We start from the raw sequence: 26,504 nt of genomic DNA, 5'->3' as shown, positions 1-26,504 counted from the left end.
TTGCCGCTGGCCGGGCTGTCGGGACCGTCGCCGGCGCGCGGATATCCCGGCTCGTTCGGTGAACCCACCTACGGCTCCTTCACGTCGTCCGATCGTCGGTTACTCGCCGACGTCGGTGTTGACCTCGTCGGTGCTGTCGCCTTCCTCGGCGTTGCGCGCAATGGCAATCAGTGTGTCGCCCTCACCGAGGTTCATCAACCGAACGCCCTTGGTTTGCCGCCCGGCCTTGCGGACCTGGCGTGCGGCCGTCCGGATGACACCGCCACCCGAGGTGATCGCATACAGCTCTGTGTCGTCATCGACGATCAACGCACCAACAAGAGTGCCACGGCGTTTGTCGAATTGGATCGTCAGGACCCCTTTGCCGCCGCGGCCCTGGACCGGGTATTCGTCGATCGCGGTCCGCTTGGCGTAGCCGCCGGACGTCGCGACCAGCAAATACGTGTCCGGGCGGACCACGTTCAGCGACAGCAGCGCGTCGTCGGCGTTGAACCGCATGCCCTGCACACCGGAGGTGGCGCGGCCCATCGGGCGCAGCGCCTCGTCGGTGGCCGAGAACCGGATGGACTGGCCCTTGGCCGACACCAGCAGCAGGTCGTCGTCGGCCGAACACAGCACCGCGCCGACCAGTTCGTCACCGTCGCGCAGGTTCACCGCGACGATGCCGCCGGAACGGTTGGAGTCGAAGTCCACCAGCCGCGACTTCTTCACCAGGCCGTTGCGGGTGGCCAGCACCAGGTACGGCGCGTCCTCGTAGCTCTGGATCTGGATGACCTGCGCGATGCGCTCCTCCGGCTGGAACGCCAGCAGGTTGGCCACATGCTGTCCACGCGCCGTGCGCGAGGCCTCCGGCAGGTCGTAGGCCTTCGCACGGTAGACCCGGCCCTGGGTGGTGAAGAACAGGATCCAGTCGTGGGTCGAGCAGACGAAGAAGTGGTTGACGATGTCGTCCTGCTTGAGGCCGGCGCCCTGCACGCCCTTGCCGCCGCGCTTCTGGCTGCGGTACAGGTCGGTCTTGGTGCGCTTGGCGTAGCCGGTCTCGGTGATCGTGACGACGACATCCTCGCGGGCGATCAGATCCTCGTCGGCGACGTCGCCGTCGGCGGGGACGATCCGGGTGCGGCGGTCATCGCCGTACTTGTCGACGATCTCCTTGAGCTCGTCGCGCACGATCGCGCGCTGGCGCTCGGGTTTGGCCAGGATGTCCTCGAGGTCGGCGATCTCGGCCTCGATCTTGGCCAGATCGTCGACGATGCGCTGGCGTTCCAGGGCGGCCAGGCGACGCAGCTGCATGTCCAGGATCGCCTGGGCCTGGATCTCGTCGACGTCGAGCAGGTCCATCAAGCCGGTGCGCGCGACATCGGCGTTGGCGGACGCCCGGATCAACGCGATCACCTCGTCGAGGGCGTCGAGCGCCTTGACCAGACCACGCAGGATGTGGGCCCGCTCGTTGGCCTTGCGCAACCGGTACCGGGTGCGCCGCACGATCACGTCGAGCTGATGGTTGACGTAGTGGCGGATCAGCTGGTCCAGGCGCAGCGTGCGGGGCACGCCGTCGACGATGGCCAGCATGTTGGCACCGAAACTGGTCTGCAGCTGGGTGTGCTTGTAGAGGTTGTTGAGCACCACCTTCGCGACGGCATCGCGCTTGAGCTCCACCACAATTCGCAGCCCGACACGGTCGCTGGACTGGTCCTCGATGTTGGAGATGCCGCCGAGCTTGCCGTCGCGGACCTGCTCGGCGATCGAGGTGATGAAGTTGTCGTGGTTGACCTGATACGGCAACTCGGTGATCACGATGCCGGTGCGGCCGCGGCTGTCCTCTTCGATCTCGACGACCCCGCGCATGCGGATCGAACCGCGCCCGGTCTTGTAGGTGTCCTCGATGCCCTGCGACCCGACGATCAGGCCGCTGGTGGGGAAGTCGGGACCCTTGACCCGCTCACTGACCGCGGCGAGCGTCGCTTCCTCGTCGGCGTCGTGGTTCTCCAGGCACCAGTAGACCGCGTCGGCGAGCTCGCGCAGGTTGTGTGGCGGCATGTTGGTTGCCATGCCGACCGCGATACCGCCGGAGCCGTTGGCGAGCAGGTTCGGGAAGCGGCTCGGCAGAACCGTCGGCTCCTGCACGCGCCCGTCGTAGTTCGGGATGAAATCGACTGTCTCCTCGTCGATTTCACGCAGCATCTCCATGGCCAGCGGAGTCAGCCGCGCCTCGGTGTTGTGGCTGACGAACCCGTTCGTGATGAAGGAGTGGTCTGCGGTATCGACTCGAAGGCTATAGACGGGTTGCACCCCGGCGTCTGTAATCGACTCAACAGCGGCGTAGTAATACCGTCCATCCGTCAAGTCGATTGCGATCGCACGAACATCCGGATCTGCGATGTGCGCGAGGATTTCGTCGCTGCGGCGACGCCAGCGATCGAGTCGATCGATGTTGTGTTTACGCAACCACTCTTTATCTGCCCAGCGGCCACCGCCATGCGCACGGATAAATTCACCCAGTCCGGGGACATGGTCACCATTAAGGCCGGCGGGTGTCGCGGGCAGCGCAGCAATGATGGCATCCAGTTTTGTCCGCTTCGCTCCACCGAATCCCACCTGAGAGACGAAAAGCTCTGCCTGTGCGCGATTGGTGAGAACAACCTTGTGCTCACCGGTCGCATGTCGGTACCGCCGTGAAACGACGCCGAACTCCAGCAGCAATTGCTGGACGTCGTTGGCAAGCCGGTCGCTTCTCGTCGAGTACGAAATCTGGATGGTGTTGCGTGGCAATGCGGAGCACGAGCCGTCACCTTCGAACAACGCCTGCAGAAACACGCGCTTCACCGCCGCCGGCGCGTTCCAAAGCCACTGTGGCACCGTCTTGTCGGCAGAGCGCTGCCCCATCAGCCCCGTAAGGCGCGACTTTCTCAGTGCAGTCAGGTTCTGGATGTCGAGTTCGAAAAGGTTGGATCCTGAGGCAATCGTCCGAGAAGTCGTATACCTGGCACCTCCAATGACCGCGTCATATGCCGCCACCACCACCGAAAAGAAATCGGGGTCCAGGTTGTTGAAACCCGCGCGATGCTCCGAAACGAAACCCTCACTGATGAAGGCTCCTAGAAGCAAGGCCTCGAGTGCGTCGTGCCAGTCCGCTGGCCCGAACTCCATCGGGGGCGTCCTCTGCATGACGACACGGTCGCCGGGCTGGATTTCCTCGATGAGTTTCCACAGCAGCGTGGGCACTCCGCCGACATCGACGAGACATAACAACGGATGGTTGGCCGTTCCGGTGACTTCGAAACCCTCTGCCGTACGCACCTTGAACGTCTGGTGTTCGCCGGAGTGGAACAGGCGATCGGCGAGCACCGGGTTGCCATGCCGATCCAGAACTTTCAAGTCGATTGCGTTGTCGGTATTGGGTCGCGCGCTGGGGACGATGTCCGCAATCCGCACTGACTGCCCCATTGGCAGACGGACCAACGCGTCTCCCGTAACGCAGTACCGCATCGCGGCCGGCGGATCGTTGCCCGGCGAACCGAAGTTGCCCTGACCGTCGACCAACGGGTACCGCAGCGACCACGGCTGAGCCATCCGGACCAGGGTGTCGTAGATCGACGAATCACCGTGCGGGTGGTAGTTGCCCATCGTTTCGGCAACGGAGCGCGCAGATTTCGCGTGGCTGCGGTCCGGCCGGAAGCCCGAGTCGAACATCGCGTACAGCACGCGGCGGTGCACCGGCTTGAGGCCGTCGCGCACCTCGGGCAGGGCGCGCCCGACGATCACGCTCATCGCGTAGTCGATGTAGCTGCGCTGCATCTCCTGCTGGATGTCGACGGGTTCGATCCGGTCGCCCGCTTCGTCGCCGGGCGGCAACGTGGTATCAGTCATCGGTTATCAGCCTTCGGCAATTGTCAGCAAATAGGATTAAACGTCCAGGAAGCGAACGTCTTTGGCGTTGCGGGTGATGAAGCTGCGTCGTGCTTCGACGTCTTCGCCCATCAGGATCGAGAACAGCTCGTCGGCGGCGGCCGCGTCGTCGAGGGTGACCTGGCGCAGCACCCGCACCGACGGGTCCATCGTGGTCTCCCACAACTCCTTGGCATCCATCTCACCCAGACCCTTGTAACGCTGGATACCGTCGTCGGTGTTGATCTTCTTGCCCGCCTTCTTCCCGGCCTCCAGCAACCCGTCGCGCTCACGATCGGAATAGGCGAACTCCGGTTCACTGCGCTGCCATTTGAGCTTGTACAACGGCGGCTGCGCCAAGAAGATGTGCCCGTTTTCCACCAGCGGCTTCATGAACCGGAACAACAACGTCAACAACAACGTCGAAATGTGCTGACCGTCGACATCGGCATCGGCCATCAACACGATCTTGTGATACCGCAGTTTGGAGATGTCGAACTCGTCATGAATACCGGTGCCCAACGCGGTGATGATCGCCTGGACCTCGGTGTTCTTGAGCACCCGGTCGATACGGGCCTTCTCGACGTTGATGATCTTGCCCCGCAACGGCAGGATCGCCTGAAACATCGAATCCCGCCCGCTCTTGGCCGAACCACCCGCCGAATCACCCTCGACCACATACAGTTCGCACTTCGTCGGATCCGTAGACCGACAATCGGCCAACTTACCCGGCAACCCACCGATATCGGTGGCGCTCTTGCGCCGCACCAGATCCCGGGCCTTACGCGCCGCCGCACGGGCTTGCGCCGATGACACCGCCTTGTTCACAACGGTTTTGGCCTCTGCCGGGTTGGCCTCGAGCCAGTGGCCTATCTGCTCGTTGCAGATCTTCTGCACGAAGGACTTCACCTCGGTGTTGCCCAACTTGGTCTTGGTCTGGCCCTCGAACTGCGGCTGCTTCACCTTGACCGAGATCACCGCGGCAAGGCCCTCACGGATGTCATCACCGGTGAGGTTCGGGTCCTTCTCCTTGAGCAGCTTCTTGTCTTTGGCGTACTTGTTCACCACCGACGTCAACGCCGCACGGAAACCCTCCTCGTGCGTGCCGCCCTCGTGGGTGTTGATCGTGTTGGCGAAGGTGTGCACCGACTCGGTGTAACCGCCGTTCCACTGCATCGCGACCTCGACCTCGTGGTCGTCACCCTTGCCTTCGAAGTCGACGATGCTGGGGTGGATCGGCGTCTTCGTACGGTTGATGTGCTTGACGAAGTCGACCAGCCCGCCGGGGTAATGGAAGACGCGGTGCTTGAGTTTCTGTGGCGCGGCGGCCTCGGCGGCCTGCTCATCGGCGGACTTCGGCGCTTCGGCCGTGTCGCTGACCACATCGTCGACGACATCTTCGGCGCTGACCCGCTCGTCGGTCAGCTCGATGGTCAGCCCCTTGTTCAGGAACGCCATCTCCTGCAGGCGCCGGGCGATGGTCTCGAAGTCGTAGTCGGTGGTCTCGAAGATGTCCGGGTCCGCCCAGAACCGGATCGTGGTGCCGGTTTCCTTGGTGGGCTCGCCCTTCCGCAGGGTGCCCGGCTTGGAGTACTCGTAGGTCTGGAACCACTCGTAGCCGTCACGGCGGATGTCGGCCTCAAGCCGGCTGGACAGCGCGTTGACCACCGAAACACCGACACCGTGCAGACCGCCGGACACCTGGTAGGCGCCTTCTTCGAACTTGCCGCCGGCGTGCAGCACGGTCATCACGACATCGACGGTCGGGACCTTCTGCGTCTTGTGCATCTCGACCGGGATGCCGCGGCCGTCGTCGGTGACCTGAACGCCGCCATTGGCGAGCAGCCGCACGTCGACCTTGGTCGCGTAACCGGCCATCGCCTCGTCGACGGCGTTGTCGACGACTTCCCAGATCAGGTGGTGCAGGCCCCGCTCACCGGTGGAACCGATGTACATGCCGGGGCGCTTGCGGACCGCCTCCAGCCCCTCGAGCACCTTGATCGCATCGGCGCCGTACTCGGCGGGGGCATTCTTCTTCTGGGCAGCCACGTTGGACGCGTCTCCTTGGTCTCTTGCCGGGGAAGGCTTGCCAGGCGTTCAACAGTCGCCTGCGGATCTTGACTCCAGTCTACCGTCCTGAAGCGACAGGACCGATCCTGAGGCCGCGTTTCTACACACCTATTTGCGTCGCCTGCGGAATTTTTCGATCGAGGGTGCGTCAGGACGCTTGAGAGGCGGCGCGGCGACGTTTCCAGCCCTTTGAGGCAACCGCCGGATCGAGGGCCTATCCGTAGGTGTCGCGGGGTCCCCGACCGGAGACGTGATAGCGCCCTTTCCGCCACGACGGCGCCACCGGGCCGACGATACGCAGCGACTTCACCACACCGTCTCCCACCGCGTCGGCGATCTTGGCCAACACCTGGGCCTGCACCATCCGCAGCTGGGTGGCCCACGCGGTCGATTCCGCCGAGATGGTCAGCACCCCGTCGTGCAGGGAGGTCGGCGTGGCGTGGTCGGCGATGCCGTCACCGACGACGCTGGCCCACCGCCCGAACACCGCGCCTTCGGCGACCCGCCCCGACCAGCCGCGGGTGCGGGCCAGTTCGGTGGCCGCCGTGCCCAGCGGTTGCGGGTCGCGGCCGTCCGGGCCCGGCCCCGACCACCGCCGCCGGCTGGACCCGGCGATGCGCCGCGGTGCGCGCTGATTTCCCCGGCCGACGTCCTTGCCCTGGCTGCGGGCGGCGCCGCGAGCCTCCTCGAGGGTGCGGCGCACCAGGTCCATTCCGGCGAGATGGGCAAGGTGAGGGGGCGGGCCCATTTCGTCACGTTCGGAAACTCCGGAGACGTCTTCGTCGGGCTCATTCATCGTCGATCACCGATATCCGTCCCGAATCCTCGTCGCGCATCGTCACCGAGATCCTGCGGGTGTCCCACTCACTTGGAATGTCTTCGGGCACAGCGGCGGTCACCAGGACCTGCTCGGCGGTCGCGGCGACGTTGGCCAGCGCCTGCCGGCGCGCGGTATCCAGCTCGGCGAACACGTCGTCCAGCAGCAACACCGGGTCCCCACTCTCGGCGCGCAGCAGCTCATAGGCCGCCAACCGTAGCGACAGCGCCATCGACCACGATTCACCATGACTGGCAAAGCCTTTGGCGATCTGGTCCCCGAGGCGCAGCTCGAGATCGTCTCGGTGCGGGCCGACGAGGCAGACACCGCGTTCCAGTTCCGCGTCGCGGCGACGTGCCAGCTCGGCCAGGAGTGCGGCCTCGAACAGTTCCGGGTCGACGGTGCCGGTCGCGGCTTCCTGTTCGACGACCTCCACCTTGCTCCGGTACCGGATCGCCGCCGGCCGCGACGTCGGCGCCAGCAGCTGGTAGGCCTTCTCCACCTCGGGTGCGAGTTGATTGGTCAGCTGCACGCGCGCCGCCAGCAAGCGTGCGCCGGTTTCTGCGAGGTGGCCGTCCCACACGTCCAGGCTGTCGAAAACCCCTCGGTCACCGCGGAATCGGGCGCCCGACGCGGACTTCAACAGTGCGGTCCGCTGCCGCAGCACCTTGTCGTAGTCGGCGCGGATCGCCGCGACCTGGGGGCGACGGATGGTGGCCAGGTCGTCGAGATACCGGCGGCGCTCGCCGGGGTCGCCGCGCACCAGTGCCAGATCCTCCGGTGCGAACAGCACCGCCCGCAGCGCACCGAGAATCTCGCGGGCACTGCGCACGGGGGAGCGGTTCAACCGGGCCTTGTTGGCCCGCCCGGCGGTGATCTCCAGGTCGACGGCGAGCTCGCGGCCCTCGTTGACGACGATCGTCGAGACCACTGCGCGTTCGGCGCCCGTCCGGATCAGCGGCGCGTCGGTAGCCACCCGATGTGAGCCAAGCGTCGACGAATACCACAGCGCCTCAACCAGATTCGTCTTACCGAAGCCGTTGCGGCCGACGAACACGGTCCGGCCGGGCTCGAGATCCAGCTCGACCTTCGGCCAGGAGCGGAAGTCGGTCAGCGCCAGGCGACGGACGTACACGGGTCCGGCTCCTACCCCGACTCGCTGATCCGCTTGACCGCGTGCCCGCCGAACTGGTTGCGCAACGCCGAAACCGCCTTCATCGCCGGCGAGTCCTCCTGCCGGGACGCGAACCGGGCGAACAGCGACGCCGCGATCACCGGCATCGGGACGCGGTGGGCGATCGCCTCCTCGACGGTCCACCGCCCTTCGCCGGAATCTTCGGTGTAACCGCTGATTTCGACGAACTTCGGGTCTTCCTTGAGCGCCTTGGCCAGCAGCTGCTGCAGCCACGAACGAACCACGGTGCCGTTGGTCCAGGCCTGGATGACGGCCTGGGTGTCGGTGATCAACTCCTCGGCGGCGAGCAGTTCGTAGCCTTCGGCGTAGGCCATCATCAGCCCGTACTCGATGCCGTTGTGCACCATCTTCGCGTAGTGCCCCGCGCCGACCGGGCCGGCGTGCACGAACCCGTCTTCGCGCGGTCCCGGTGGGCGCAGCGCGTCGAAGATCGGCATCACCCTGGCGATATCGGCGTCAGCGCCGCCGACCATCAGTCCGTAACCTTCGTCGAGCCCCCAGACACCGCCGGAGACACCTGCGTCGATGAATCCGATTCCCTTGGCGCCCAATAGTTCTGCATGCGGGGCGTCTTCGGTGTAGCGGGAGTTGCCCCCGTCGATGACCAGGTCACCCTCGCCGAGTTCCTCGGCCAGCGCCGTGATGGTCTCGCGGGTGATCGGGCCCGACGGCACCATCACCCACACCACGCGGGGCGCGTCGAGCGCGGCGGCCAACGCCGCCAGGGTCGGCACATCGGTCACTTCCGGTCGCGGGTCGTATCCGATGACTTCATGTCCGCCGCGCCGCAGGCGCTCGCGCATGTTGAAGCCCATCTTGCCCAGGCCGACCAGACCGAGTTGCATATACGCCCCTTCCGTGGCGCCGGGCCGGTCAGCCGGGAAGCCGTACCGGCATCAACAGGTAGACATAGTCGGTCTGAGCGGCGGGGAACGGCCCCGTCGCACCGACCTCTCCATCATCCTCGCCGGCCGGACGCAGCACCGCCGGACGGCTGGGCGTGGTGAAACCGAAGGTCACGCGCTCCGAGTGCAGCGAGCTCAGGCCGTCGGTGAGGTAGTTCGGGTTGAACGCGATGGTCAGCGGGTCACCGACGAACGACACCTGCAGGTCTTCTTCGGCCCGCCCGACGTCGTCGGCGCCCGCGGACAGGTGCAGCACGTCGTCGGTGAACTCCATCCGCACCTGAGCACCGCGATCGGCCACCAGCGCGACACGTTTGATCGCCTCGGTCAGCTCGGCGACACCGATGGTCGCCATCGCGGTGTGCTCGGTGGGCAGCAGCTGGCGGAACTTCGGGAACTCCGCGTCCAGCAGCCGGGTGGTGCTGCGCTTGCCTCCGCTGCTGATACCGAGCAGCCCTTCCTTGCCGACCGCCGACCCCGCACCCAACGACAGGTGCACGTCACCGCTGTCGGAGCCGGCCTTGGCCGCTTCGGACAACGTCTTGGCCGGCACCAGCACCGCGGCCTCGACGTCGGCGCTCGCGGTGGACCAGGTCAGTTCGCGCACCGCCAGGCGGAACCTGTCGGTAGCCGCCAAAACCACCTTCTCGCCGGTGATTTCGACGCGGATGCCGGTCAGCATCGGCAGCGTGTCATCGCGGCCGGCGGCGATAGCGACCTGACCGATGGCCTCGGAGAACACGTCGGCGGAGATCACGCCGGTCTCCTCGGGAAGGCTGGGCAGTGTCGGGTAGTCCTCGACGGCCATCGTCGGCAGTGAGAACCGGGAGCTGCCGCAGGTCAACGACACCCTGGTGCCCTCGACCGTGACGTCGATGGGCTTGGCCGGCAACGCCTTGGTGATGTCGGACAACAACCGTCCGGACACCAAAACGCTTCCTGGCGAGGCGATCTCGGCGGGAACCCGTACTTCGGCGGAGACCTCGTAGTCGAACCCCGAGATCGTCAGGCCGTCGTCGGATCCGGTGAGCAGGACGCCGGCGAGGACCGGAACCGTGGGCCGGGTGGGCAGGTTACGAGCCACCCACGCCACCGCGTCGGCGAAGTCTTCTCGCACCAGGCGGAACTTCAGATCGGTGACACCAACTGTTGTCGTCGCCACGTCCATAGAGTCCCTTCGATCAATACCACAACAAGCAATAAGCAGCGGTTTCCCGGTGTCTCGCCACGCCTCGATTCGATGCGCCCCGACGACCGTAACGGCTGTCGATGAATCACCGTAGAGCTTTCCGTCCGAACTTGAAAGCTAATCGATGGGGGTGACATCCGCGCGATCGGACCGCCGGGGCGCCCGAGGTTCGCCTGTGTCCCCAAGGTGCTTCTTCGAAGAGAAATCTACGGAGATATACAAGCAACAGTATTAGGTCCTGTGGAGGATGGGGATGAGTGGTCGAATCCGCAGTTGAGCGCGGTGACCGGGGTGTGAACGATCTGTGGATGAACTGCGCACGGCGCGCGAGGAGTTGTGGAACTCGCGGCGGCTGTGCAGCGATCGGCACACATTCCAGGAGTTGGTCCCAGGTTCTCCACAGCGGTGTGCACAACCTGAGGCTGTGACTGGTGTGGTTGGCGGTGCAGAAGAAATTCGAAGATTTTTCCGATGTGGGTGATTCCGGAGCGCCGGGGGAGAGCCCGTTGAGGCAGCACAAGGCCCGCCACGGGAGGCGCGGCGGGCACGGTCGAACGGTCGGATCAGCGCTTGGCGCGCTGGCGGATCCGGGTGGTGAGCTCCTTGACGTGATCGAAAACCTCACGCCGCTCGGCCATTTCACCGCGGATCTTCTTCTCGGCGTACATCACAGTGGTGTGGTCGCGGCCGAACGCCTGCCCGATCTTCGGCAGGGACAGGTCGGTGAGCTCGCGGCAGAGGTACATCGCGATCTGCCGCGACTGCGCCAGCGAGCGGGTCTTACCGGGACCGCGGAGTTCCTCGACCGACGTCTCGAAGTACTCGGCGGTGGCCGCCATGATCGCGGCCGTGCTGATCTGCATCGTGCTGGCGTCGGAGATCAAATCCCGCAGCACGATCTCGGCCAGTGACCGGTCGATGGGAGTCTTGTTCAGCGACGCGAACGCGGTCACCCGGATCAGGGCGCCCTCGAGTTCCCGGATGTTGCGCTCGATGCTGCTGGCGATCAGTTCCAACACGTCGTCGGGCACGTCGAGCCGGTCCATCTGGGCTTTCTTGCGCAGAATCGCGATGCGGGTCTCGAGTTCGGGCGGCTGGACGTCGGTGATCAGACCCCACTCGAAGCGGGTGCGGAGCCGGTCCTCGAGGGTGGCCAACTGCTTGGGGGGCCGGTCCGAGGAGATGACGATCTGCTTGTTCGCGTTGTGCAGCGTGTTGAAGGTGTGGAAGAACTCCTCCTGGATGCCTTCCTTGCCCTCGATGAACTGGATGTCGTCGACCAGCAGCACATCGATGTCGCGGTAGCTGCGCTTGAACGACGCCTTGCGGTCGTCGCGCAGCGAGTTGATGAAGTCGTTGGTGAATTCCTCGGTCGAGACGTATTTGACCCGCATGCCGGGGAACAGCCGCTGCGCGTAGTTGCCGGCGGCGTGCAGCAGGTGGGTCTTACCCAGACCGGATTCGCCCCAGATGAACAGCGGGTTGTAGGCGCGGGCCGGCGCTTCGGCGATGGCCAGCGACGCGGCGTGGGCGAACCGGTTCGATGCGCCGATCACGAACGTGTCGAAGGTGTAGCGACGGTTGAGGTTGACCGAGGTGGTGTCGTCGGCCATCGGGCTGGGGGTGCGGTTGTTGAAGTACCGCGGCCAGCTCTCCTCGGCGCTGACTCGCGCCTCCAGGTCCTCGTCGACTTCGTCGGCGTCGGTGACCGCTGCGAGTCCGGTCAGGGCGGAGTCGGTGTCGTCGGGTGGTCCCGGGTCAGCGATGCGCACACCTAGTTCGACGCGCTGGCCGAGCTGACGGCTCAATGCTGTGATGATCGGCTCGCGGAGATGGCGTTCGATCTCGTTCTGCACAAACGGCGTGGGAACCGAGAGCAAAGCAAATCCCTCGGTGATGACGAGGGGTTTGACGAGCTTGAGCCAGGCCCTTTGCTGGGGAGTCAGCGCCGGCCCGTCGGTGCCGGTACCCATGCTGCCGTTGAGTTCGGCAACGACGGTGTTCCAGACGGACACGAATGGTGGGTCGGGGTCAGCTGTCAATGACGAGCACCCCCTTCAAGGCCGATCCAGGGACGACCGAATGAACGATCACGATCTGTCCACAAAGTTATCCCCAGTCTGTGGATAACGGACAGTCGTCTTCGTTCGGTTGTCTACGGGCAGGAGTGCCGCGAACCGGGGCACATCACGGTGCTACACCGTGGGCTCACGAGTCGTCGGGTTCCCCGCCTTGTTGTCTGTCGCCGTTCCGTTATCGAACGGCATTGGCAGAAGCTAACAGTTTTCTCCGCGGGTGCCAACCGTTCTGCAACATTGCGCGGGCGTAGATTTGCGCCCGGGTCCGGTGGCCTGCGGGTCCGCCTCCGGAACCGGGCCTCGGGCGCCGAGAGTCGGGTTTTTGACCGATCTTCTCGGGGGTTTACGTCACAAACCCGACGCTCGCCGGGAACGGCGAGGTTTGACCCGGCGAAATCTCGTCAGTACCCTCGAACAGTCGCCCGTACGTGGCGATACGGCTGCGACCAGCACGCCTGGAGACCGCGCCGGCTAGCGAGACGGACGAGCTTATCAACGGCGACTGCGTCCTCACCGAAAGCAGATGCGTTCGGTGTGGGCTGCGGCCGCCAAACGCACACAAGGAGAGACAGCCGTGGCCAAGGGCAAGCGGACCTTCCAGCCGAACAACCGGCGCCGGGCGCGCGTGCACGGGTTCCGGCTGCGCATGCGCACTCGGGCCGGCCGGGCGATCGTCGCGAATCGCCGTGGCAAGGGTCGCCGCAAGCTGACTGCGTGATTCGAACCGAGGTCTGAGGCGGTGCTTCCGGCGCAACACCGGATGACGCGCTCGACCGAGTTCGGGACCACCGTCAGTCGTGGGGTGCGCGCTGCGCAGCCCGATCTCGTCGTCCACGCGTTACGCAGCGACTCCGAGCCCGATGCGGGACCCCGCGTCGGGCTCGTCGTGTCCAAATCGGTCGGCAACGCCGTCGTCCGCCACCGGGTCGCGCGCCGACTGCGCCACGTCGCGCGCGGGGTGCTCGACGAACTGGATCCCGCCGACCGGGTGGTGATCCGGGCACTGCCCAGCAGCCGATCCGCGATGTCCGCGCAACTCGAGAAGCAACTGCGTAGCGCACTGCGGCGGGTGCAGCCCAAGATCGGGGCCCGCCCGTGAAGTCCTCGGCCGTGAAGTCCTTGGCCGCGCGCGGCGTCATCTTCTGCATTCAGCTCTACCGGCACACGATCTCGCCGCTGCGGCTGCCGACGTGCCGGTTCATGCCGACCTGCAGCCAATACGCCGTCGACGCCCTGACCGAGTACGGGCTGATCCGCGGTGGATGGCTGGCGGTGATACGGCTGCTGAAGTGCGGACCGTGGCATAGGGGAGGATGGGACCCGATCCCGGAACGCCCGACCTCGGACGGGCAAGGCGACGCGCACCGGTGTGTGCCCGCGAAGGAGTTCCCGAAAGACGCGGAAGACATGGTCGCCGACGTGGGCGGAGGCGTGTCAGCCAAGCGAGCAGGAAGCGAGACGCGTGTTTAACTGGTTCAGCCTCGACATCATCTACTACCCGGTGTCGGCGATCATGTGGGTCTGGTACAAGCTGTTCGCCTTCCTGCTGGGGCCGTCGAACTTCTTCGCCTGGGCGCTGTCGGTGATGTTCCTCGTGTTCACCCTCCGCGCCATCCTGTACAAGCCGTTCGTGAAGCAGATCCGGACGACGCGCCAAATGCAGGAGCTGCAGCCGCAGATCAAGGCGCTGCAGAAGAAGTACGGCAAGGACCGCCAGCGGATGGCGCTCGAGATGCAGAAGCTGCAGAAGGAACACGGGTTCAACCCGATCCTCGGGTGCCTGCCGATGCTCGCTCAGATCCCGGTGTTCATCGGCCTGTTCCACGTGCTGCGGTCGTTCAACCGCACAGGCGGCTACGGGATCGGGGCCCAGCACCTGGACCCGGCGACGAACCGGTCGCTGCCCAACTACGTGTTCAGCGCCACCGACGTCGGCCACTTCCTCGATGCGCACTTGTTCGGCGCGCCCATCGGCGCGTGGATGGTTCAGACGACGGGTCTGGACGCGTTCAACGAATTCAACCGCGCTTCGGTGATCGCGGTGGGCGTGCCGATCATGATTCTGGCCGGCGTCGCAACCTACTTCAACAGCCGGGCCTCGGTCGCGCGGCAGAGTCCGGAGGCCGCGGCCAACCCGCAGACCGCGTTGATGAACAAGTTGGCGCTGTACGTGTTCCCGTTCGGCGTGGTCGCCGGCGGACCCTTCCTGCCGCTCGCCATCATCATGTACTGGTTGGCCAACAACATCTGGACCTTCGGTCAGCAGCACTATGTGTTCGGCAGGATCGAGAAGGAAGAAGAGGCCAAGAAGCTCGAGGCCCAGGAGCGCCAGGCGAAGAACGCACCGCCACCCGGAGCCAAGCCGAAGCGCAAGGCCAAGAGTGAGGCGGCCGGCGGGCAAGCCGGCGAGGGCACCGCGGCTGAGGACGCCGACACCGACGACAGCGACGCGGCTCCGAAGAAGGCCACCGGCAGCAGCCCCGGGAAGACGTCGGCGGGCGCGTCCCGCACGCCGCGCCCGGGGGCCACGCCGCGGCCCGGCGGGCGACAGAAGAAACGGAAACGTTGACCGGGGCGCAGACCCCGTGGGGATGAGGAGAGACGGATATGACCGACGCTGAAATCACCGAACGCGACGAGGACGTCGAGGACGTCAAGGACGACGACCGCGACGCCGCACCCGCCGGTGAGGACGATCTCGAGGAGCGGTTGGTCGCTGAAGGCGAGATCGCCGGCGACTATCTCGAGGAGCTGTTGGACCTGCTGGACTTCGACGGGGACATCGACCTCGACGTCGAGGGCGACCGGGCGGTCGTGAGCATCGACGGCGGCAACGACCTCAACAAGTTGGTCGGGCGCAAGGGTGAGGTGCTCGACGCGCTGCAGGAGCTGACCCGGCTGGCGGTTCATCAGAAGACCGGCGAGCGCAGCCGGCTGATGCTCGACATCGCACGCTGGCGCCGCCGTCGGCGCGACGAGCTGGCCGCGCTGGGGGAGAAGGTCGCCCGCCGCGTGCTGGAGAGCGGGGAGCGCGAGGAACTCGCGCCGATGACGCCGTTCGAGCGCAAGATCGTGCACGACGCGGTCGCCGGCATCGACGGCGTCCACAGCGAGAGCGAGGGCGTCGAGCCGTCTCGCCGCGTCGTCGTTCTCGCCGACTGACGCCTGAGTTACACGCGTGTAGTTCAGGGGCGTCGGCGCTCGACGCGACGATCCGGAGGATGTTTCACGTGAAACATGGCGAGGTGTCGGTGCCGCCCGACGCGGCCGGCGCTCTCTTCGGGCCGCGGCTCGATAAGGCCCAGCGGTATGCGGAGATCCTCGCCGGCGCCGGTGTCGAACGCGGCCTGATCGGCCCGCGGGAGGTGGACCGGCTCTGGGACCGTCATCTGCTCAACAGCGCGGCAGTGAGCGAACTCGTCGATCCGGGCACCCGGATCGCGGACATCGGTAGTGGGGCGGGGCTGCCCGGGATACCGTTGGCGTTGGTCCAGCCCGATACCGAGGTGATCCTGATCGAGCCGCTCCAGCGCCGCAGCGGGTTCCTGCGCGAGCTTGTCGATGAACTCGAGATCGACGTGACGGTGATCCGCGGCCGGGCCGAGGAACCACACGTGCGTGAGCAGGTGGGGGAGTTGGATGCCGTGGCGTCGCGAGCGGTTGCCTCGCTGGACAAGTTGACCCGCTGGAGTATGCCCCTGCTGAGACCGCAGGGCCGGATGCTCGCCCTCAAGGGTGAACGTGCCGAACAGGAGATCCGCGACCACCGGCGTGTGATGGCGTCGCTCGGTGCGGCCGATGTAAGGGTGATGAAGTGTGGCGCGAACTACTTGGACCCTCCCGCGACCGTCGTCGTGGCACACCGGACCGCTCCGGTAGCACGCCGACCGTCGAACAGGAGAAGGCCATGACGCGTCCACCCGCCGGACCGCCTCGCAATGTTTCACGTGAAACCAAGGGCGCGCCGAACCCCGCCCCGAGCGATGTTTCACGTGAAACATGGACCGGGCCGGACGAACCGCCCTGGCCCGACCCGGTCGCCGCCGACACCCCGATCGGGGCGGAAGCCGAGCGGGCCGTGCGCTTGCTGCACGCCGCCGCGAAGGGCAGCCTGCCTCGCCCCGAACGCCAGCGGGTCTTCACGATCGCCAACCAGAAGGGTGGGGTGGGCAAGACGACGACGGCGGTCAACGTCGCGGCGGCACTCGCGCTGCAGGGTCTCAATACGTTGGTGATCGACCTCGACCCGCAGGGCAACGCGAGCACCGCGCTGGGGATCGAGCACCGGCCCGGCACCCCGTCGTCCTACGAGGTGCTGATCGGCGAGATTTCGCTGCGCGATGCGCTGCAACGCAGTCCCCACAACGAGCGGCTCTACTGCGTGCCGGCGACCATCGACCTGGCCGGCGCCGAGATCGAGTTGGTCAGCATGGTCGCCCGCGAAGGCCGGTTGCGCTCCGCGCTCGCCTCGTTGACCGACTACAACTTCGACTACGTTTTCATCGACTGCCCGCCGTCGCTCGGGCTGCTGACGATCAACGCGTTCGTCGCGGCCCCGGAAGTCCTGATCCCGATCCAGTGCGAGTACTACGCGCTCGAAGGGGTGGGCCAGTTGATGCGCACCATCGAGATGGTCAAGGCGCACCTCAATCCGCAACTCGAGGTGACGACCGTGATCCTGACGATGTACGACGGCCGGACCAAGCTCGCCGACCAGGTGGCCAACGATGTGCGGGCGCACTTCGGGGACAAGGTGTTGCGCACCGTGATCCCGCGCAGCGTCAAGGTGTCCGAGGCCCCCGGGTACGGCATGACGATCCTCGATTACGACGCGGGCTCGCGGGGTGCGATGAGCTACCTGGACGCCAGCCGCGAGATCGCCGAACGCCGAGCAGGACCCACAGCCAACCGATGAGTACGGTCCGAACAGGAGAGCAGTCATGACCCAACCGTCACGCAAGCGCAGCGGTCTCGGACGCGGGCTCGCGTCGCTCATCCCGACCGGGCCGGCCGAGGGCGACACCGGATTCGGACCTCGCATGGGCGCAGCCGCCGCGGACGTCGTCATCGGCGGGCCGTCCGAGGCGGGTGACGCGAATCCCGTCGGCGCGGTGTACCGCGAGATCGAGCCGTCGGCCATCGAGCCGAACCCGCGCCAGCCCCGCCAGGTCTTCGACGACGAGGCACTGGCCGAACTCGTCCACTCGATCCGCGAGTTCGGTCTCATGCAGCCGATCGTGGTGCGGGCCCTGCCGCCGGGGGAGCCGGGCGCCCCGCGCTATCAACTGGTGATGGGGGAGCGCCGGTGGCGCGCCGCCCAGCAGGCCGAGTTGGCGACGATCCCGGCGATCGTCCGGGAGACCGGCGACGACGACATGCTGCGCGACGCGCTGCTGGAGAACATCCACCGCGTCCAGCTCAACCCCCTCGAAGAGGCGGCCGCCTATCAGCAGCTGCTCGACGAGTTCGGGGTCACCCACGATGAACTGGCGTCGCGCATCGGGCGGTCGCGTCCGTTGATCACCAACATGATCCGGCTGCTGCGGTTGCCGATCGCGGTGCAGCGCCGGGTCGCCGCCGGCGTGCTGTCGGCCGGCCACGCGCGGGCGCTGCTGTCGCTGGAAGGCGGCCCGGAGAAGCAGGAGGAGCTCGCCGCGCGGATCGTGGCGGAGGGTCTGTCGGTGCGCGCGACCGAGGAGGCGGTCACGCTCGCGAACCGGGAGGGGCCGACCCCGCCGTCGGCACCCAAGCGCAAGCCGATCAACATGCCCGGACTGCAGGACGTTGCTGAGCGGCTGTCGACAGCCTTCGACACCCGCGTCACGGTGAGCCTCGGCAAACGAAAAGGCAAGATCGTGGTGGAGTTCGGCTCGGTCGACGATCTGCAGCGGATAGTGGACTTGATGAGCGCGTCCAAGCAATGACCTACCACACCAGGTAATTACGTCACTGTGACACGACGCGGGTCGGCAGCGGGCATGCCGGGCGCTTCTCGGAGGAGTTTCGTTGTGAGGCAATGTGTTTCGGTTTTCGACGGTCGGCGCTGCGGTGCCGCCGCCGAAACCGGGCCGCCGCGGCCGGACCCTTCTATCCTGGAGTGGCAGCTGTGCACCTCCGCACCGCGTGGAACTCGGGGAGTCTAGTGTCGGCACGCATCACGCCCATGCGGCTCGAGGCGTTCGAGCAGCTGCCCAAGCACGCCCGCCGATGTGTGTACTGGGAGGTCGATCCGCTCGCACTGCGCCGTGACCGCGACCGCCCCGAGCACCTGTCGGACCCCGAGTTCGAGAAGGAAGCGTGGCTGTCGATGGTCATGCTCGAGTGGGGGTCGTGTGGTCAACTCGCCGTGCAGTGCACCGGCGCCGACACCGAGGACGGGTTCGCGGCGTTGACCGGCGACGAGGCCTGCCTCGGGTACGCGTTCTACGCACCACCGGGCGCGGTGCCGCGCGCACAGCAGTTCCCGACCGGACCGGTCAGCGCGGACGCCGTGCTGTTGACGTCACTCGGTGTGGAATCCGGAGAGGACGCCCACGGCCTGTCGCGTACATTGATCGCGGCGGTGGCCGGCGATCTGGTCCGACGCGGGGCCCGCGCCCTGGAGGCGTTCGGGCACACCGCCGAGGTCGCCGAATTGTTCGAGCCCGGCGTGCAGACCCCGGAGCTGCGTCCGGTGCTGGAAGTGCTGGGGGACTGCTCGGTCGAACAGTGCGTGCTGGACGCGGACCTGCTCCGCGACGCCGGTTTCGTCGTGGTCTCCGAACACCGGTACTTCCCGCGGCTGCGGCTCGAACTCGAACAGGGCCTGGGCTGGAAGGCCGACGTCGAGGCGGCGTTGGAGCGGCTGCTGGAGAGCGCGCAGGTGCCGGTCGGTGCCGGCGCTGATCCGCGTGGCTAGCTGGGGCTGACCCGGCCGGCCTGTTCGACCGACAGTTCGTGGGCAAGCAGTTCGGCGAACGTGAACGTTCCGGTGGGACGGTCGTTCTTGCCGAGCAGGTAGAGCCGCTTGACTGCGGCGAGCATGCCCTCGGCGATCGCGTCGCGCGCCTGGGTGGACACCAGCATGCCGCGGTCGCGCGGATTGGTGATGTACCCGACGTCGACCTGCACGGTCGGCATCCGGGTCAGCCGCAGCAGGTCCCAGGTGCGTCCATGGGTGCGGCAGTCCCGTAAGCCGGTGCGCGCCACCACTTCTCGTTGGATGAAATCCGCCAGATTGCGGCCGATGGTGGACACGGAGCCGTGCGAGTTGCCGAAATGGAACGAGGCGACGCCGTTGGCCGACGGGCTCGACTGGGTGGCGCAGCGCAGGCTGATCATCAGGTCGGCGCCGACGGCGTTGGCGGTGGCAGCGCGTTCGGCGTCCGACGGCGCGCGGTTGGCCGGGCGCGACAGGAAGGTCTCCATGCCGATCGCGGTCATCCGGCCCTCGAGCCGACTGGCCAAGTCCCACAGGATGTCCGACTCGCTGATCGGCCCGCCGGGACCCTGCGTGATCAGCCCGTGGTCGTCACCGCCGCGGCCCGGATCGATGATGATGCGCTTACCCGACAGGCGCGGTCCGGAGCGGCGCACCAGTTCCTCTTCGCGGATCGCGTGCGGTGAGCCGCCGGTGACGCGCGAACCCAGAAAGTACAAGGACCGCAACGTCTCCGGTCCGCAGATCCCGTCGGGGTACAGGCCGTACTCGCGCTGGTACGACATCAACGCGTTGTGGGTGGTCAGGCCGAAGTGCCCGTCGACGAGCCCGGTGTAGAACCCGAGGTCCTGCAGCCGGGCCTGAAGGGTGGCGACGTCGTCGCCGAACATCGGCGCACCGAACTGATGGCTGAGGGTGCGGGCACCCAGGCGGTACGACGCCTCTTTGAGTGCCCGGTACGTCGCCTCGCCGACGATGCCGTCGACCAGAAGCCCGCGGTGCTGCTGAAACGCGCGGACCGCGTGGTCGAGTTCGTCGTCGAACACGTCGAGCGCCACGTGCTTGCCGGTGGTGATCTCCTCGTCGGCGCTGTCGGTCATGCCCAGCGCGGACAACGCAGCCCGGATCTCGGTGACCGCAGATCCGCGGTCACCGCGACGCAGACTGGACATATGCGGCCTTTCGGTCACGGTTGGCAGCTGCGCAAAGGCGCTGGCCAGGTTGACGGGCTGGCACGATTGTCTCAGACACCCGGCGGAATCAAGAAAACCCCAGGCCGGTGTCTGTCCACCGGATTACGGCGTTAGACCACGTCAGCGAGCTCGCGCAGCAGCGCGGCCTTGCCTTTCGCCCCGACGATCCGCTTCACCGGGGAGCCGTCCTTGAACACGATCAGCGTCGGGATCGACACCACCTGGAAATCGCGGGCGGTGGCCGGGTTGGCGTCGACGTCGATCTTGGCGACGGTCAGCTCGCCGGCCTTCTCGGAAGCGATCTCCTCGAGCACCGGGGCGATCATCTTGCACGGCCCGCACCAGGTGGCCCAGAAATCCACCAGCACCGGTGTGCTGCTGGAGAGCACATCGTCGGAGAACGAGTCGTCGGTGACGGCGACCGTGGCGGATCCGGTCGATCCTGCAGTCATGTCAGTACTCCTATCAGACAGGGGTTTCGGTGGCTTCATCGCTTGGGCCCGAACCGATCTCGGCGAGCCAGCGCTCGGCGTCGATGGACGCCGAACATCCGGTGCCGGCGGCGGTGATGGCCTGGCGGTAGGTACGGTCGACGAGATCGCCTGCGGCGAAGACGCCTTCGATCGAGGTGCTGGTCGAACCCTTCTGGGTCAGGACGTAGCCGTCCTCGTCGACCTCGACCTGGTCGCGCACCAGGTCGGAGCGCGGGTCGTGTCCGATCGCGACGAACACACCGGTCACCGCGAGCTTGGACTCCTCGCCGGTGACGTTGTTGCGCAACCGGATTCCGCTCACCTTGGGGCTGCCCTCGATCTCGAGGACATCGGTGTTGGTGACGAACGTGATCTTCTCGTTGGCGCGGGCTCGGTCGAGCATGATGCGCGAGGCGCGGAACTCGTCGCGGCGGTGGATCAGCGTGACGTTGCGGGCGAACTTGGTCAGGAAGATGGCCTCTTCCATCGCCGAGTCGCCGCCGCCGACCACCGCGATGTCCTCCTCGCGGAAGAAGAAGCCGTCGCAGGTGGCGCAGGTGCTCACCCCCATGCCCATCAGCGCCTCCTCACCGGGGACGCCGAGGTGGCGGGCTGCCGCACCCATCGCGAGGATGACGGCGCGCGCCTGGTAGGTGTCCTCGCCGACGGTGACGGTCTTGACCGGGCCGTCGAGCGAGACCGCGTCGACGTCCTCCATGCGTAGGTCGGCGCCGAAGCGCAGGGCCTGTTCGCGCATCTCGTCCATCAGTTCGGGCCCGGTGATGCCGTTGCGGAAACCGGGATAGTTCTCGACCTCGGTCGTGGTCATCAGCGCCCCGCCGAACTGCACGCCTTCGAACACCAGCGGCTTGAGCTGGGCTCGCGCCGCATAGATCGCGGCGGTGTACCCGGCCGGGCCGGATCCGATGATGATCAGGTCATGAACCGTGGATGTGGTGGTCATGAGCGCCTTTCTGCCGCATCCAGGCGGCACGGATTCCAACACCAGGGTAGGCCGGACTGTTCCCGCCGATTTCCCCTGCAGAGCCTACGGCGGTGCGGTCAGGGCCGCGCCGACTGTCCCGGAGTGGCGGAGGTGCGGCTCACGGTGATGTGTTCGGCGGTGGGGCCGTGGTCGGAGAACGGGGACTGCGGTTTGCGGGCGAGTACGGCGGTCCCGATCACCGCCGCCGCCACGACCGCGATCAGACCCACGACCAGCGCCATCACCCGGGCCCGGCTCAGCGGCACCCGCGCGGTGTGGGCGGGGGCGTGGCGCAGCGCGGCACCGATCCGTGCGCTGACATCGGGCGGGACCTCCTCGGCCGACGATTCATCGCGCGCGAGCCGGGCCAGCTCGCGGCGCACCCGGTCGGTCGCGGGGTTCTCGGGCTCGTCCATCGTCAGCCAGTCTCCACCACGAGACGTTAGACGCCGGGGAGGCGGCCGCGGTTCCGCTCACTCCCTGGCGGCTGCCGCGCCCGCGTCGAAGTGTTCGAGGACCTCGGCCAGCTTGGCCCTGGCGCGTGAGCAGCGGCTCTTGACGGTTCCCTCGGGCACGCCGAGCATGCGTGCGGTCTCGGCCACCGAGTAGCCCTGCATGTCGACGGCCACCACCGCGGCGCGCTGTTCGACCGGCAACCGCATCAACGCCCGCTCCACGACGATCGCGGTGTCCACCCGCGGCGTCGGGTCACCGACGTGGCCGACGTCGTCGGGCAGTGCCTCGGTGGGCCGGATCTTGTTGCGGCGCAACCGGTCCAGACATGCGTTGACCACGATGCGGTACAGCCAGCTGCTGACCGCGGCGTCGTGGCGGAACGCCGGTGCGCGCCGGTGCGCCTTTAGCATCGCGTCCTGCAGCGCGTCGGCGGCGTCCTCGGGGTGGTGGCTGGTCATCCTGGCCAGCCGGTACAGCTGGCGCTGGTGGCGGTAGAACAGTTCCTCGAACGCGTACGGGTCGCCGGCGACGTGCGCGGCCAGCAACTCGGCGTCGCTGCGTTGCCGGCCTGCCCCGAACGTCCCCACAGCCGAACACTAAACGGCCCCGGCGGGGGTTCCCGACACATCTTTGTTCGGCTGGGGATAGATCCGCGCTGCGCGACAGTTGAGGCTGAATCGTGACCGGGAATGCGCCCGGCGCTCAGGACGCCGAGCGGACCGTGATCTCGGCGATGTCGGAGCGGCTCTCGCCGTCGACCTGACCCAGGGTGGACACCCAGACCAGCAGGTACGACGTCGGCGAGGCGCCGTCCACCTTGATCGTGTTCTCCCCGGGCTGCAGGGCAGTGGCCGGTGTGAGCACGGTGGTGTCGGTCAGCGACGACGGGCTCGCACTCTGCGCCGAACGGAGCTCCACCTGGGTGCCGGTGCTGTTGAGGTCGATGTCGACCTCGCCGACCGTGGTGGGCTGCGGAAGCTGCAGGATCAGCCCGACACCGTTCTTGAAGTTCGGGAACGGCACCGGGTCGGTGTAGGTGTCGATCGGCCACACCGTCGTCGTGTCACCGTCGATCGCCAGGCCGGCCAGCGAAGGCGCGTCGGCCTCGCCTTCCGGTGAGAACACCGTCACCGCAACGGGTTTCACCGCATTGCCTGCTGCGCCGCTGTCGGCGGATTCGGAGGTGGTCGGGTCGTTGAGCCCGAGCCGGTCACCGCCGAGGCCGTCGCCGACGTCACCGAAGATGTTGCTGAGCACGGTCGCCAGCACCACCAGCGCGACCACGATGATCGCGCCGCCGACGCCGAGCCCGATCATCAACGCCCGGCGTCGCCGCGCCTGGTCCTCGGGATCGCTGTCGGTGGTCGCGGCGTCGGGGGAGGGGCCGGGCTCGTCGACCGGGGAGATCAGTTCGGTGCGGTCGGCGATCGCGGTGGCCTGCTGCAGCAGGTTGAGCAGCGTCGGCGCGCTGCGGATACCGCCGCCCTCCTGCACGGCGCGGGCGGCCGCCGCCGAGATCTGGAACGGGATGTGGCGGTCGACGGCGCGCGGTTCGACGGGCTGCCCGGCCGGGTCGAGGTCGGCGGGCGCCAACCCGCTGCGCACCCCGTGCTCGGGCAGCGGCCAGCGGTTGATCAGCAGCGCGTACAGCGCCGCGCCGATCCCGCGGATGTCGTCCTCGGGGGTCGCGCCGGCCAACGTGCCCGGGAACGCCAGCGCCACGTCGCCTTCGATGCTGACCCGCACCCGGCTGGGATGGTCGATCGACAAGGCCACCCCGGCGCGGTGCGCGGCCTCGGCCGCCGCGGCCAGCGACTGGATCGCCCTGGCGCCGCCGATCGGCGACGGCGAGGTCTCGGCGACCTCGGCCAGCGACCCGCCGCGGATCCACTCCGAGACGATCAGCCCGCCGGAGCCGATGTTCACCACGTCGAGCACCCGCGCGACGCCGGGCATGTCGAGGCGGCTGAGCTTCATCGTGCGCTCGAGGATGTCGCGCAGCGCCCCGTCGGACAGGGTGTTGTCGGGGTCGACGAACGTCAGCGCGACCTGCCGGTCGAGGGCGACGTCGAGCGCCTGCCAGAACTGCAGGGTGGGCGGGCCGCCGTGGAACACCAGCAGCCGGTAGCGCCCGTTGCCGATGACGGCGCCGGGGATCAGGTGCACGTCCTCGTCGGAGGTGGCCGCTTCGATGGCCGGCTCCCGGGGCGGGTCGAACGCCAGCGGTTCGCGGGTGGGGTCGCCGCCGTAGTCCGACGGCGGACGGCCCGACTGCGGGATGCGCTCGGTGCCGTTCTCGGCCCGGAATTCGGTGGTCTCGGCGCTCGGGCCGGGGTCGGGCACGTCGGGCTGGAAATCGTCGGCCGCCACCTCGGCGGTGTCGGTCGGTGGCACGGAGAACTTGGCGGTCGCAGTGCTGTCGGGACCGGCCGCGGAGCCGCCTGCGGAGTTGTCGCTCACCGCTGGTCCTTTCCCCCTCGGGTCCCCGGCAACGGGACCGGGTGGCCCCCGCCGGACGGTCGGCGCGGCGTGCCGCCCGCCCGCCAGGGACGAATTGCTGTGTTCAGGGTACGGGAGCGGGCCTCTGCCCCGTGGCCGGTCGGCGCGGGCGGAGACCGGCGCGGCTACCGGTTCGGGCGGTGCTCCCCGGCCACCCAACCGGCGTCGGACGGCGGCCGCTGCGGCCTGCGCATCAGGCACCTTCGCGGCCAGCATCACCGCCGCGATGATCGGCACCATGATCAACCCGAGCACCGCCAGGCGCAGCAGGGATCCGGCGCCGCCCCAACCTTCGGTGAGCGACTCCAGGCCCAGCAGCTGATCGCAGGCGTGGCCGAGCATGCCCGCCAGCAGCGACGCCGCGATGGTGACCAGGATGGTGCGCACCACCTGAAGACTGACCAGCCGCCCCCCGGGCGGGTCGAGGTTGGTGCGCAGCAGGAAGTAGCCGACCGTCGCGCCGGCCAGAAAGCCCAGCCCGTTGGCGGTGCCGAGGTAGCCGGCCACCAGGTCGGGGTCGTCGGTCAGATGCGGCGCGATCAGCGAGGCGATGATCTTGACCGTGGTGATCACGACGATCAGCAGGATCGGGGTCCACGGCTGTTGTCGTGCGTAGAACACCCGAAGTTGCAGCAGCACAAGCGCATACGGGATGAGAGTGAACGCCGACAGGGTGATCGCCATGCCGAGGTAGTTGGCGTCGACCTCGCCGAAGTTGCCGTAGGCGAACAGCGCGCTGCCGATCGCCGGGCCGCCGACGGTCATCATCGCGGCGATCGGGATGAGCGTCACCATGGTGAGCCGGATCGCCAGCGAGAGGTCGGCGAGCACGGCGCGCTGGTCGTTGGCGGCGACGTTGCGGCTCAGCCGCGGCATCACCACCGTCAGCACCGTCACGCCGATCATCCCGAACGGCAGCTGCAGCACCAGCCAGGTGTAGTTGTAGATCGCGGGCCCGGAGGCCGCTGCGCCGCTGGCGATCCGGTTGCCGACGATCAGACCGACCTGGCTGATCAGCACGTAGAGGACCATCGCCGCGGCCATCGCGCCGAACTGCTTCATCCGGTCGTCGATGCCCCACAACGGCCGCAGGCTGACGCGCTCGCGCCGGATCGCCACCAGCAGCACCAGCACCTGGGTGACCGTGCCCATCGTCATCCCGATGCCGAGCACCAGCAGCTTGGCGTTGCCCATCTGCACCGGGTCCACCGAGAGTTCGCCGGGCACAATCAGATACAGCCCGAGCGTGATCAGCGCGACGACGTTGTTGCACACCGGCGCCCAGGCCGGCGGCCCGAACACGTTGCGGGTGTTCAGGATCGCCATGAACACCGACGACAGCCCGTAGAAAAGCACCTGGGGCAGCAGCAGATACGCGAACGCGGTGGTGAGATCGCGGTTGACCTCCGGGTCGGCGCCGAGCATCAGGTCGACCAGCAGCGGCGCCGAGGCCACCGAGAACGCGGTGGTCAGCAGCAGCAGCGTCGCGGCCAGCGTGACCAGCCGCCGCACGAACGCCGTTCCGCCGTCGGGGTCGTCGCGTTCGGCGCGGGCGAGTACCGGCACGAAGATCGCGGTGAACGTCGCCTCGAGCACCAGCGCCGCGATCAGGTTCGGCAGCTGGTAGGCCACCGAGAACGCGCTCGACAGCGCCGCACCGAGAATCGTCGCCAGCAGCACGATGCGGGCGAAGCCGGTGAGCCGGCTGACCAGCGTGGCCACCGCCATGCCCCAGGACCGCGACACCACCGCGGCATCGGACAGTTCCTCACGGCCGGCGCGCCGGCGCGGCGCGGGGCCGCGGCTGATCCGCGGCGGAGGTGGCCGCCGCGGCGGG

The 26,504-nt window shown here is 67.4% G+C and carries 22 protein-coding genes; 9 read left to right on the top strand and 13 right to left on the bottom strand.

Annotated features, from left to right (window positions below; genetic code table 11):
* Window positions 1-99: 99 nt before the first annotated feature.
* The 7 genes from gyrA to dnaA all read right to left on the bottom strand — a co-directional run bounded on the left by gyrA (window position 100) and on the right by dnaA (window position 12,106).
* On the bottom strand, window positions 100-3,870 hold the full coding sequence (gene gyrA / locus BHQ18_RS27855) for an intein-containing DNA gyrase subunit A (RefSeq protein WP_069416887.1): 3,771 nt from the start codon (window positions 3,868-3,870) through the stop codon (window positions 100-102).
* A 36-nt stretch (window positions 3,871-3,906) separates the two neighbouring features.
* Window positions 3,907-5,937, bottom strand: coding sequence for a DNA topoisomerase (ATP-hydrolyzing) subunit B (gene gyrB / locus BHQ18_RS27850; protein ID WP_069416886.1), 2,031 nt, complete (start codon window positions 5,935-5,937; stop codon window positions 3,907-3,909).
* Between the two features lie 235 nt (window positions 5,938-6,172).
* Window positions 6,173-6,706: a DUF721 family protein gene (locus BHQ18_RS27845; RefSeq protein ID WP_234794345.1), complete on the bottom strand. Its 534-nt coding sequence runs from the start codon at window positions 6,704-6,706 to the stop codon at window positions 6,173-6,175.
* A gap of 40 nt (window positions 6,707-6,746) precedes the next feature.
* A complete protein-coding gene (gene recF / locus BHQ18_RS27840; protein ID WP_069416884.1) occupies window positions 6,747-7,910 on the bottom strand; it encodes a DNA replication/repair protein RecF in 1,164 nt (387 codons plus the stop codon).
* A gap of 11 nt (window positions 7,911-7,921) precedes the next feature.
* Window positions 7,922-8,815 carry a phosphogluconate dehydrogenase (NAD(+)-dependent, decarboxylating) gene (gnd, locus tag BHQ18_RS27835; RefSeq protein ID WP_069416883.1) on the bottom strand — a complete coding sequence of 298 codons (894 nt, stop codon included), beginning with the start codon at window positions 8,813-8,815 and terminating at the stop codon, window positions 7,922-7,924.
* 28 nt (window positions 8,816-8,843) lie between these two features.
* Window positions 8,844-10,037: a DNA polymerase III subunit beta gene (gene dnaN, locus BHQ18_RS27830; protein WP_205866204.1), complete on the bottom strand. Its 1,194-nt coding sequence runs from the start codon at window positions 10,035-10,037 to the stop codon at window positions 8,844-8,846.
* A 590-nt stretch (window positions 10,038-10,627) separates the two neighbouring features.
* Complete coding sequence (dnaA, locus tag BHQ18_RS27825; protein WP_069416881.1) at window positions 10,628-12,106, bottom strand: chromosomal replication initiator protein DnaA; 1,479 nt, start codon at window positions 12,104-12,106, stop codon at window positions 10,628-10,630.
* Between the two features lie 610 nt (window positions 12,107-12,716).
* Here dnaA and rpmH point away from each other — a divergent pair.
* From rpmH to BHQ18_RS27780, 9 genes are all read left to right on the top strand, one after another.
* Window positions 12,717-12,860 (top strand): 50S ribosomal protein L34, encoded by a 144-nt coding sequence (rpmH, locus tag BHQ18_RS27820; protein WP_059165437.1) that lies wholly within the window; start codon window positions 12,717-12,719, stop codon window positions 12,858-12,860.
* A 21-nt stretch (window positions 12,861-12,881) separates the two neighbouring features.
* On the top strand, window positions 12,882-13,241 hold the full coding sequence (gene rnpA, locus BHQ18_RS27815) for a ribonuclease P protein component (protein ID WP_069416880.1): 360 nt from the start codon (window positions 12,882-12,884) through the stop codon (window positions 13,239-13,241).
* On the top strand, window positions 13,238-13,612 hold the full coding sequence (gene yidD, locus BHQ18_RS27810) for a membrane protein insertion efficiency factor YidD (protein WP_069416879.1): 375 nt from the start codon (window positions 13,238-13,240) through the stop codon (window positions 13,610-13,612). The genes rnpA and yidD overlap by 4 nt, the downstream gene beginning before the upstream one ends.
* Complete coding sequence (gene yidC, locus BHQ18_RS27805) at window positions 13,605-14,711, top strand: membrane protein insertase YidC (protein WP_069416878.1); 1,107 nt, start codon at window positions 13,605-13,607, stop codon at window positions 14,709-14,711. The genes yidD and yidC overlap by 8 nt, the downstream gene beginning before the upstream one ends.
* Before the next feature lie 38 nt (window positions 14,712-14,749).
* Window positions 14,750-15,304, top strand: a complete 555-nt coding sequence (locus BHQ18_RS27800; protein WP_069416877.1) for a Jag family protein — start codon at window positions 14,750-14,752, stop codon at window positions 15,302-15,304.
* A 59-nt stretch (window positions 15,305-15,363) separates the two neighbouring features.
* On the top strand, window positions 15,364-16,053 hold the full coding sequence (rsmG, locus tag BHQ18_RS27795) for a 16S rRNA (guanine(527)-N(7))-methyltransferase RsmG (RefSeq protein ID WP_069416876.1): 690 nt from the start codon (window positions 15,364-15,366) through the stop codon (window positions 16,051-16,053).
* The gene (locus BHQ18_RS27790) at window positions 16,050-17,057 is read left to right on the top strand and encodes a ParA family protein (RefSeq protein ID WP_069416875.1); all 1,008 of its coding nucleotides are present in this window, start codon (window positions 16,050-16,052) and stop codon (window positions 17,055-17,057) included. Before rsmG ends, BHQ18_RS27790 begins: the two co-directional genes overlap by 4 nt.
* 25 nt (window positions 17,058-17,082) lie before the next feature.
* Window positions 17,083-18,066, top strand: a complete 984-nt coding sequence (locus BHQ18_RS27785) for a ParB/RepB/Spo0J family partition protein (protein ID WP_069416874.1) — start codon at window positions 17,083-17,085, stop codon at window positions 18,064-18,066.
* Between the two features lie 218 nt (window positions 18,067-18,284).
* A complete protein-coding gene (locus BHQ18_RS27780; protein ID WP_069416873.1) occupies window positions 18,285-19,040 on the top strand; it encodes an acetyltransferase in 756 nt (251 codons plus the stop codon).
* Here the strand turns inward: BHQ18_RS27780 and BHQ18_RS27775 are convergent.
* The 6 genes from BHQ18_RS27775 to murJ all read right to left on the bottom strand — a co-directional run.
* Window positions 19,037-20,233, bottom strand: coding sequence for an N-acetylmuramoyl-L-alanine amidase (locus BHQ18_RS27775; RefSeq protein WP_069416872.1), 1,197 nt, complete (start codon window positions 20,231-20,233; stop codon window positions 19,037-19,039). The genes BHQ18_RS27780 and BHQ18_RS27775 overlap by 4 nt on opposite strands.
* 131 nt (window positions 20,234-20,364) lie before the next feature.
* The gene (gene trxA, locus BHQ18_RS27770; RefSeq protein ID WP_069416871.1) at window positions 20,365-20,706 is read right to left on the bottom strand and encodes a thioredoxin; all 342 of its coding nucleotides are present in this window, start codon (window positions 20,704-20,706) and stop codon (window positions 20,365-20,367) included.
* Between the two features lie 13 nt (window positions 20,707-20,719).
* A complete protein-coding gene (trxB, locus tag BHQ18_RS27765; RefSeq protein ID WP_069416870.1) occupies window positions 20,720-21,691 on the bottom strand; it encodes a thioredoxin-disulfide reductase in 972 nt (323 codons plus the stop codon).
* Between the two features lie 98 nt (window positions 21,692-21,789).
* The gene (locus BHQ18_RS27760; protein WP_069416869.1) at window positions 21,790-22,128 is read right to left on the bottom strand and encodes a hypothetical protein; all 339 of its coding nucleotides are present in this window, start codon (window positions 22,126-22,128) and stop codon (window positions 21,790-21,792) included.
* A 57-nt stretch (window positions 22,129-22,185) separates the two neighbouring features.
* Window positions 22,186-22,755, bottom strand: coding sequence for an RNA polymerase sigma factor SigM (gene sigM / locus BHQ18_RS27755; protein ID WP_069416868.1), 570 nt, complete (start codon window positions 22,753-22,755; stop codon window positions 22,186-22,188).
* A gap of 115 nt (window positions 22,756-22,870) precedes the next feature.
* The coding region (gene murJ / locus BHQ18_RS27750) for a murein biosynthesis integral membrane protein MurJ (protein WP_411550522.1) at window positions 22,871-26,504 on the bottom strand (3,634 nt) is incomplete at its 5' end.

The sequence above is a fragment of the Mycolicibacterium flavescens genome, from assembly GCF_001722335.1.
GTDB lineage: Bacteria > Actinomycetota > Actinomycetes > Mycobacteriales > Mycobacteriaceae > Mycobacterium > Mycobacterium flavescens.
This window is presented reverse-complemented; position numbering and strand designations above follow the sequence as displayed.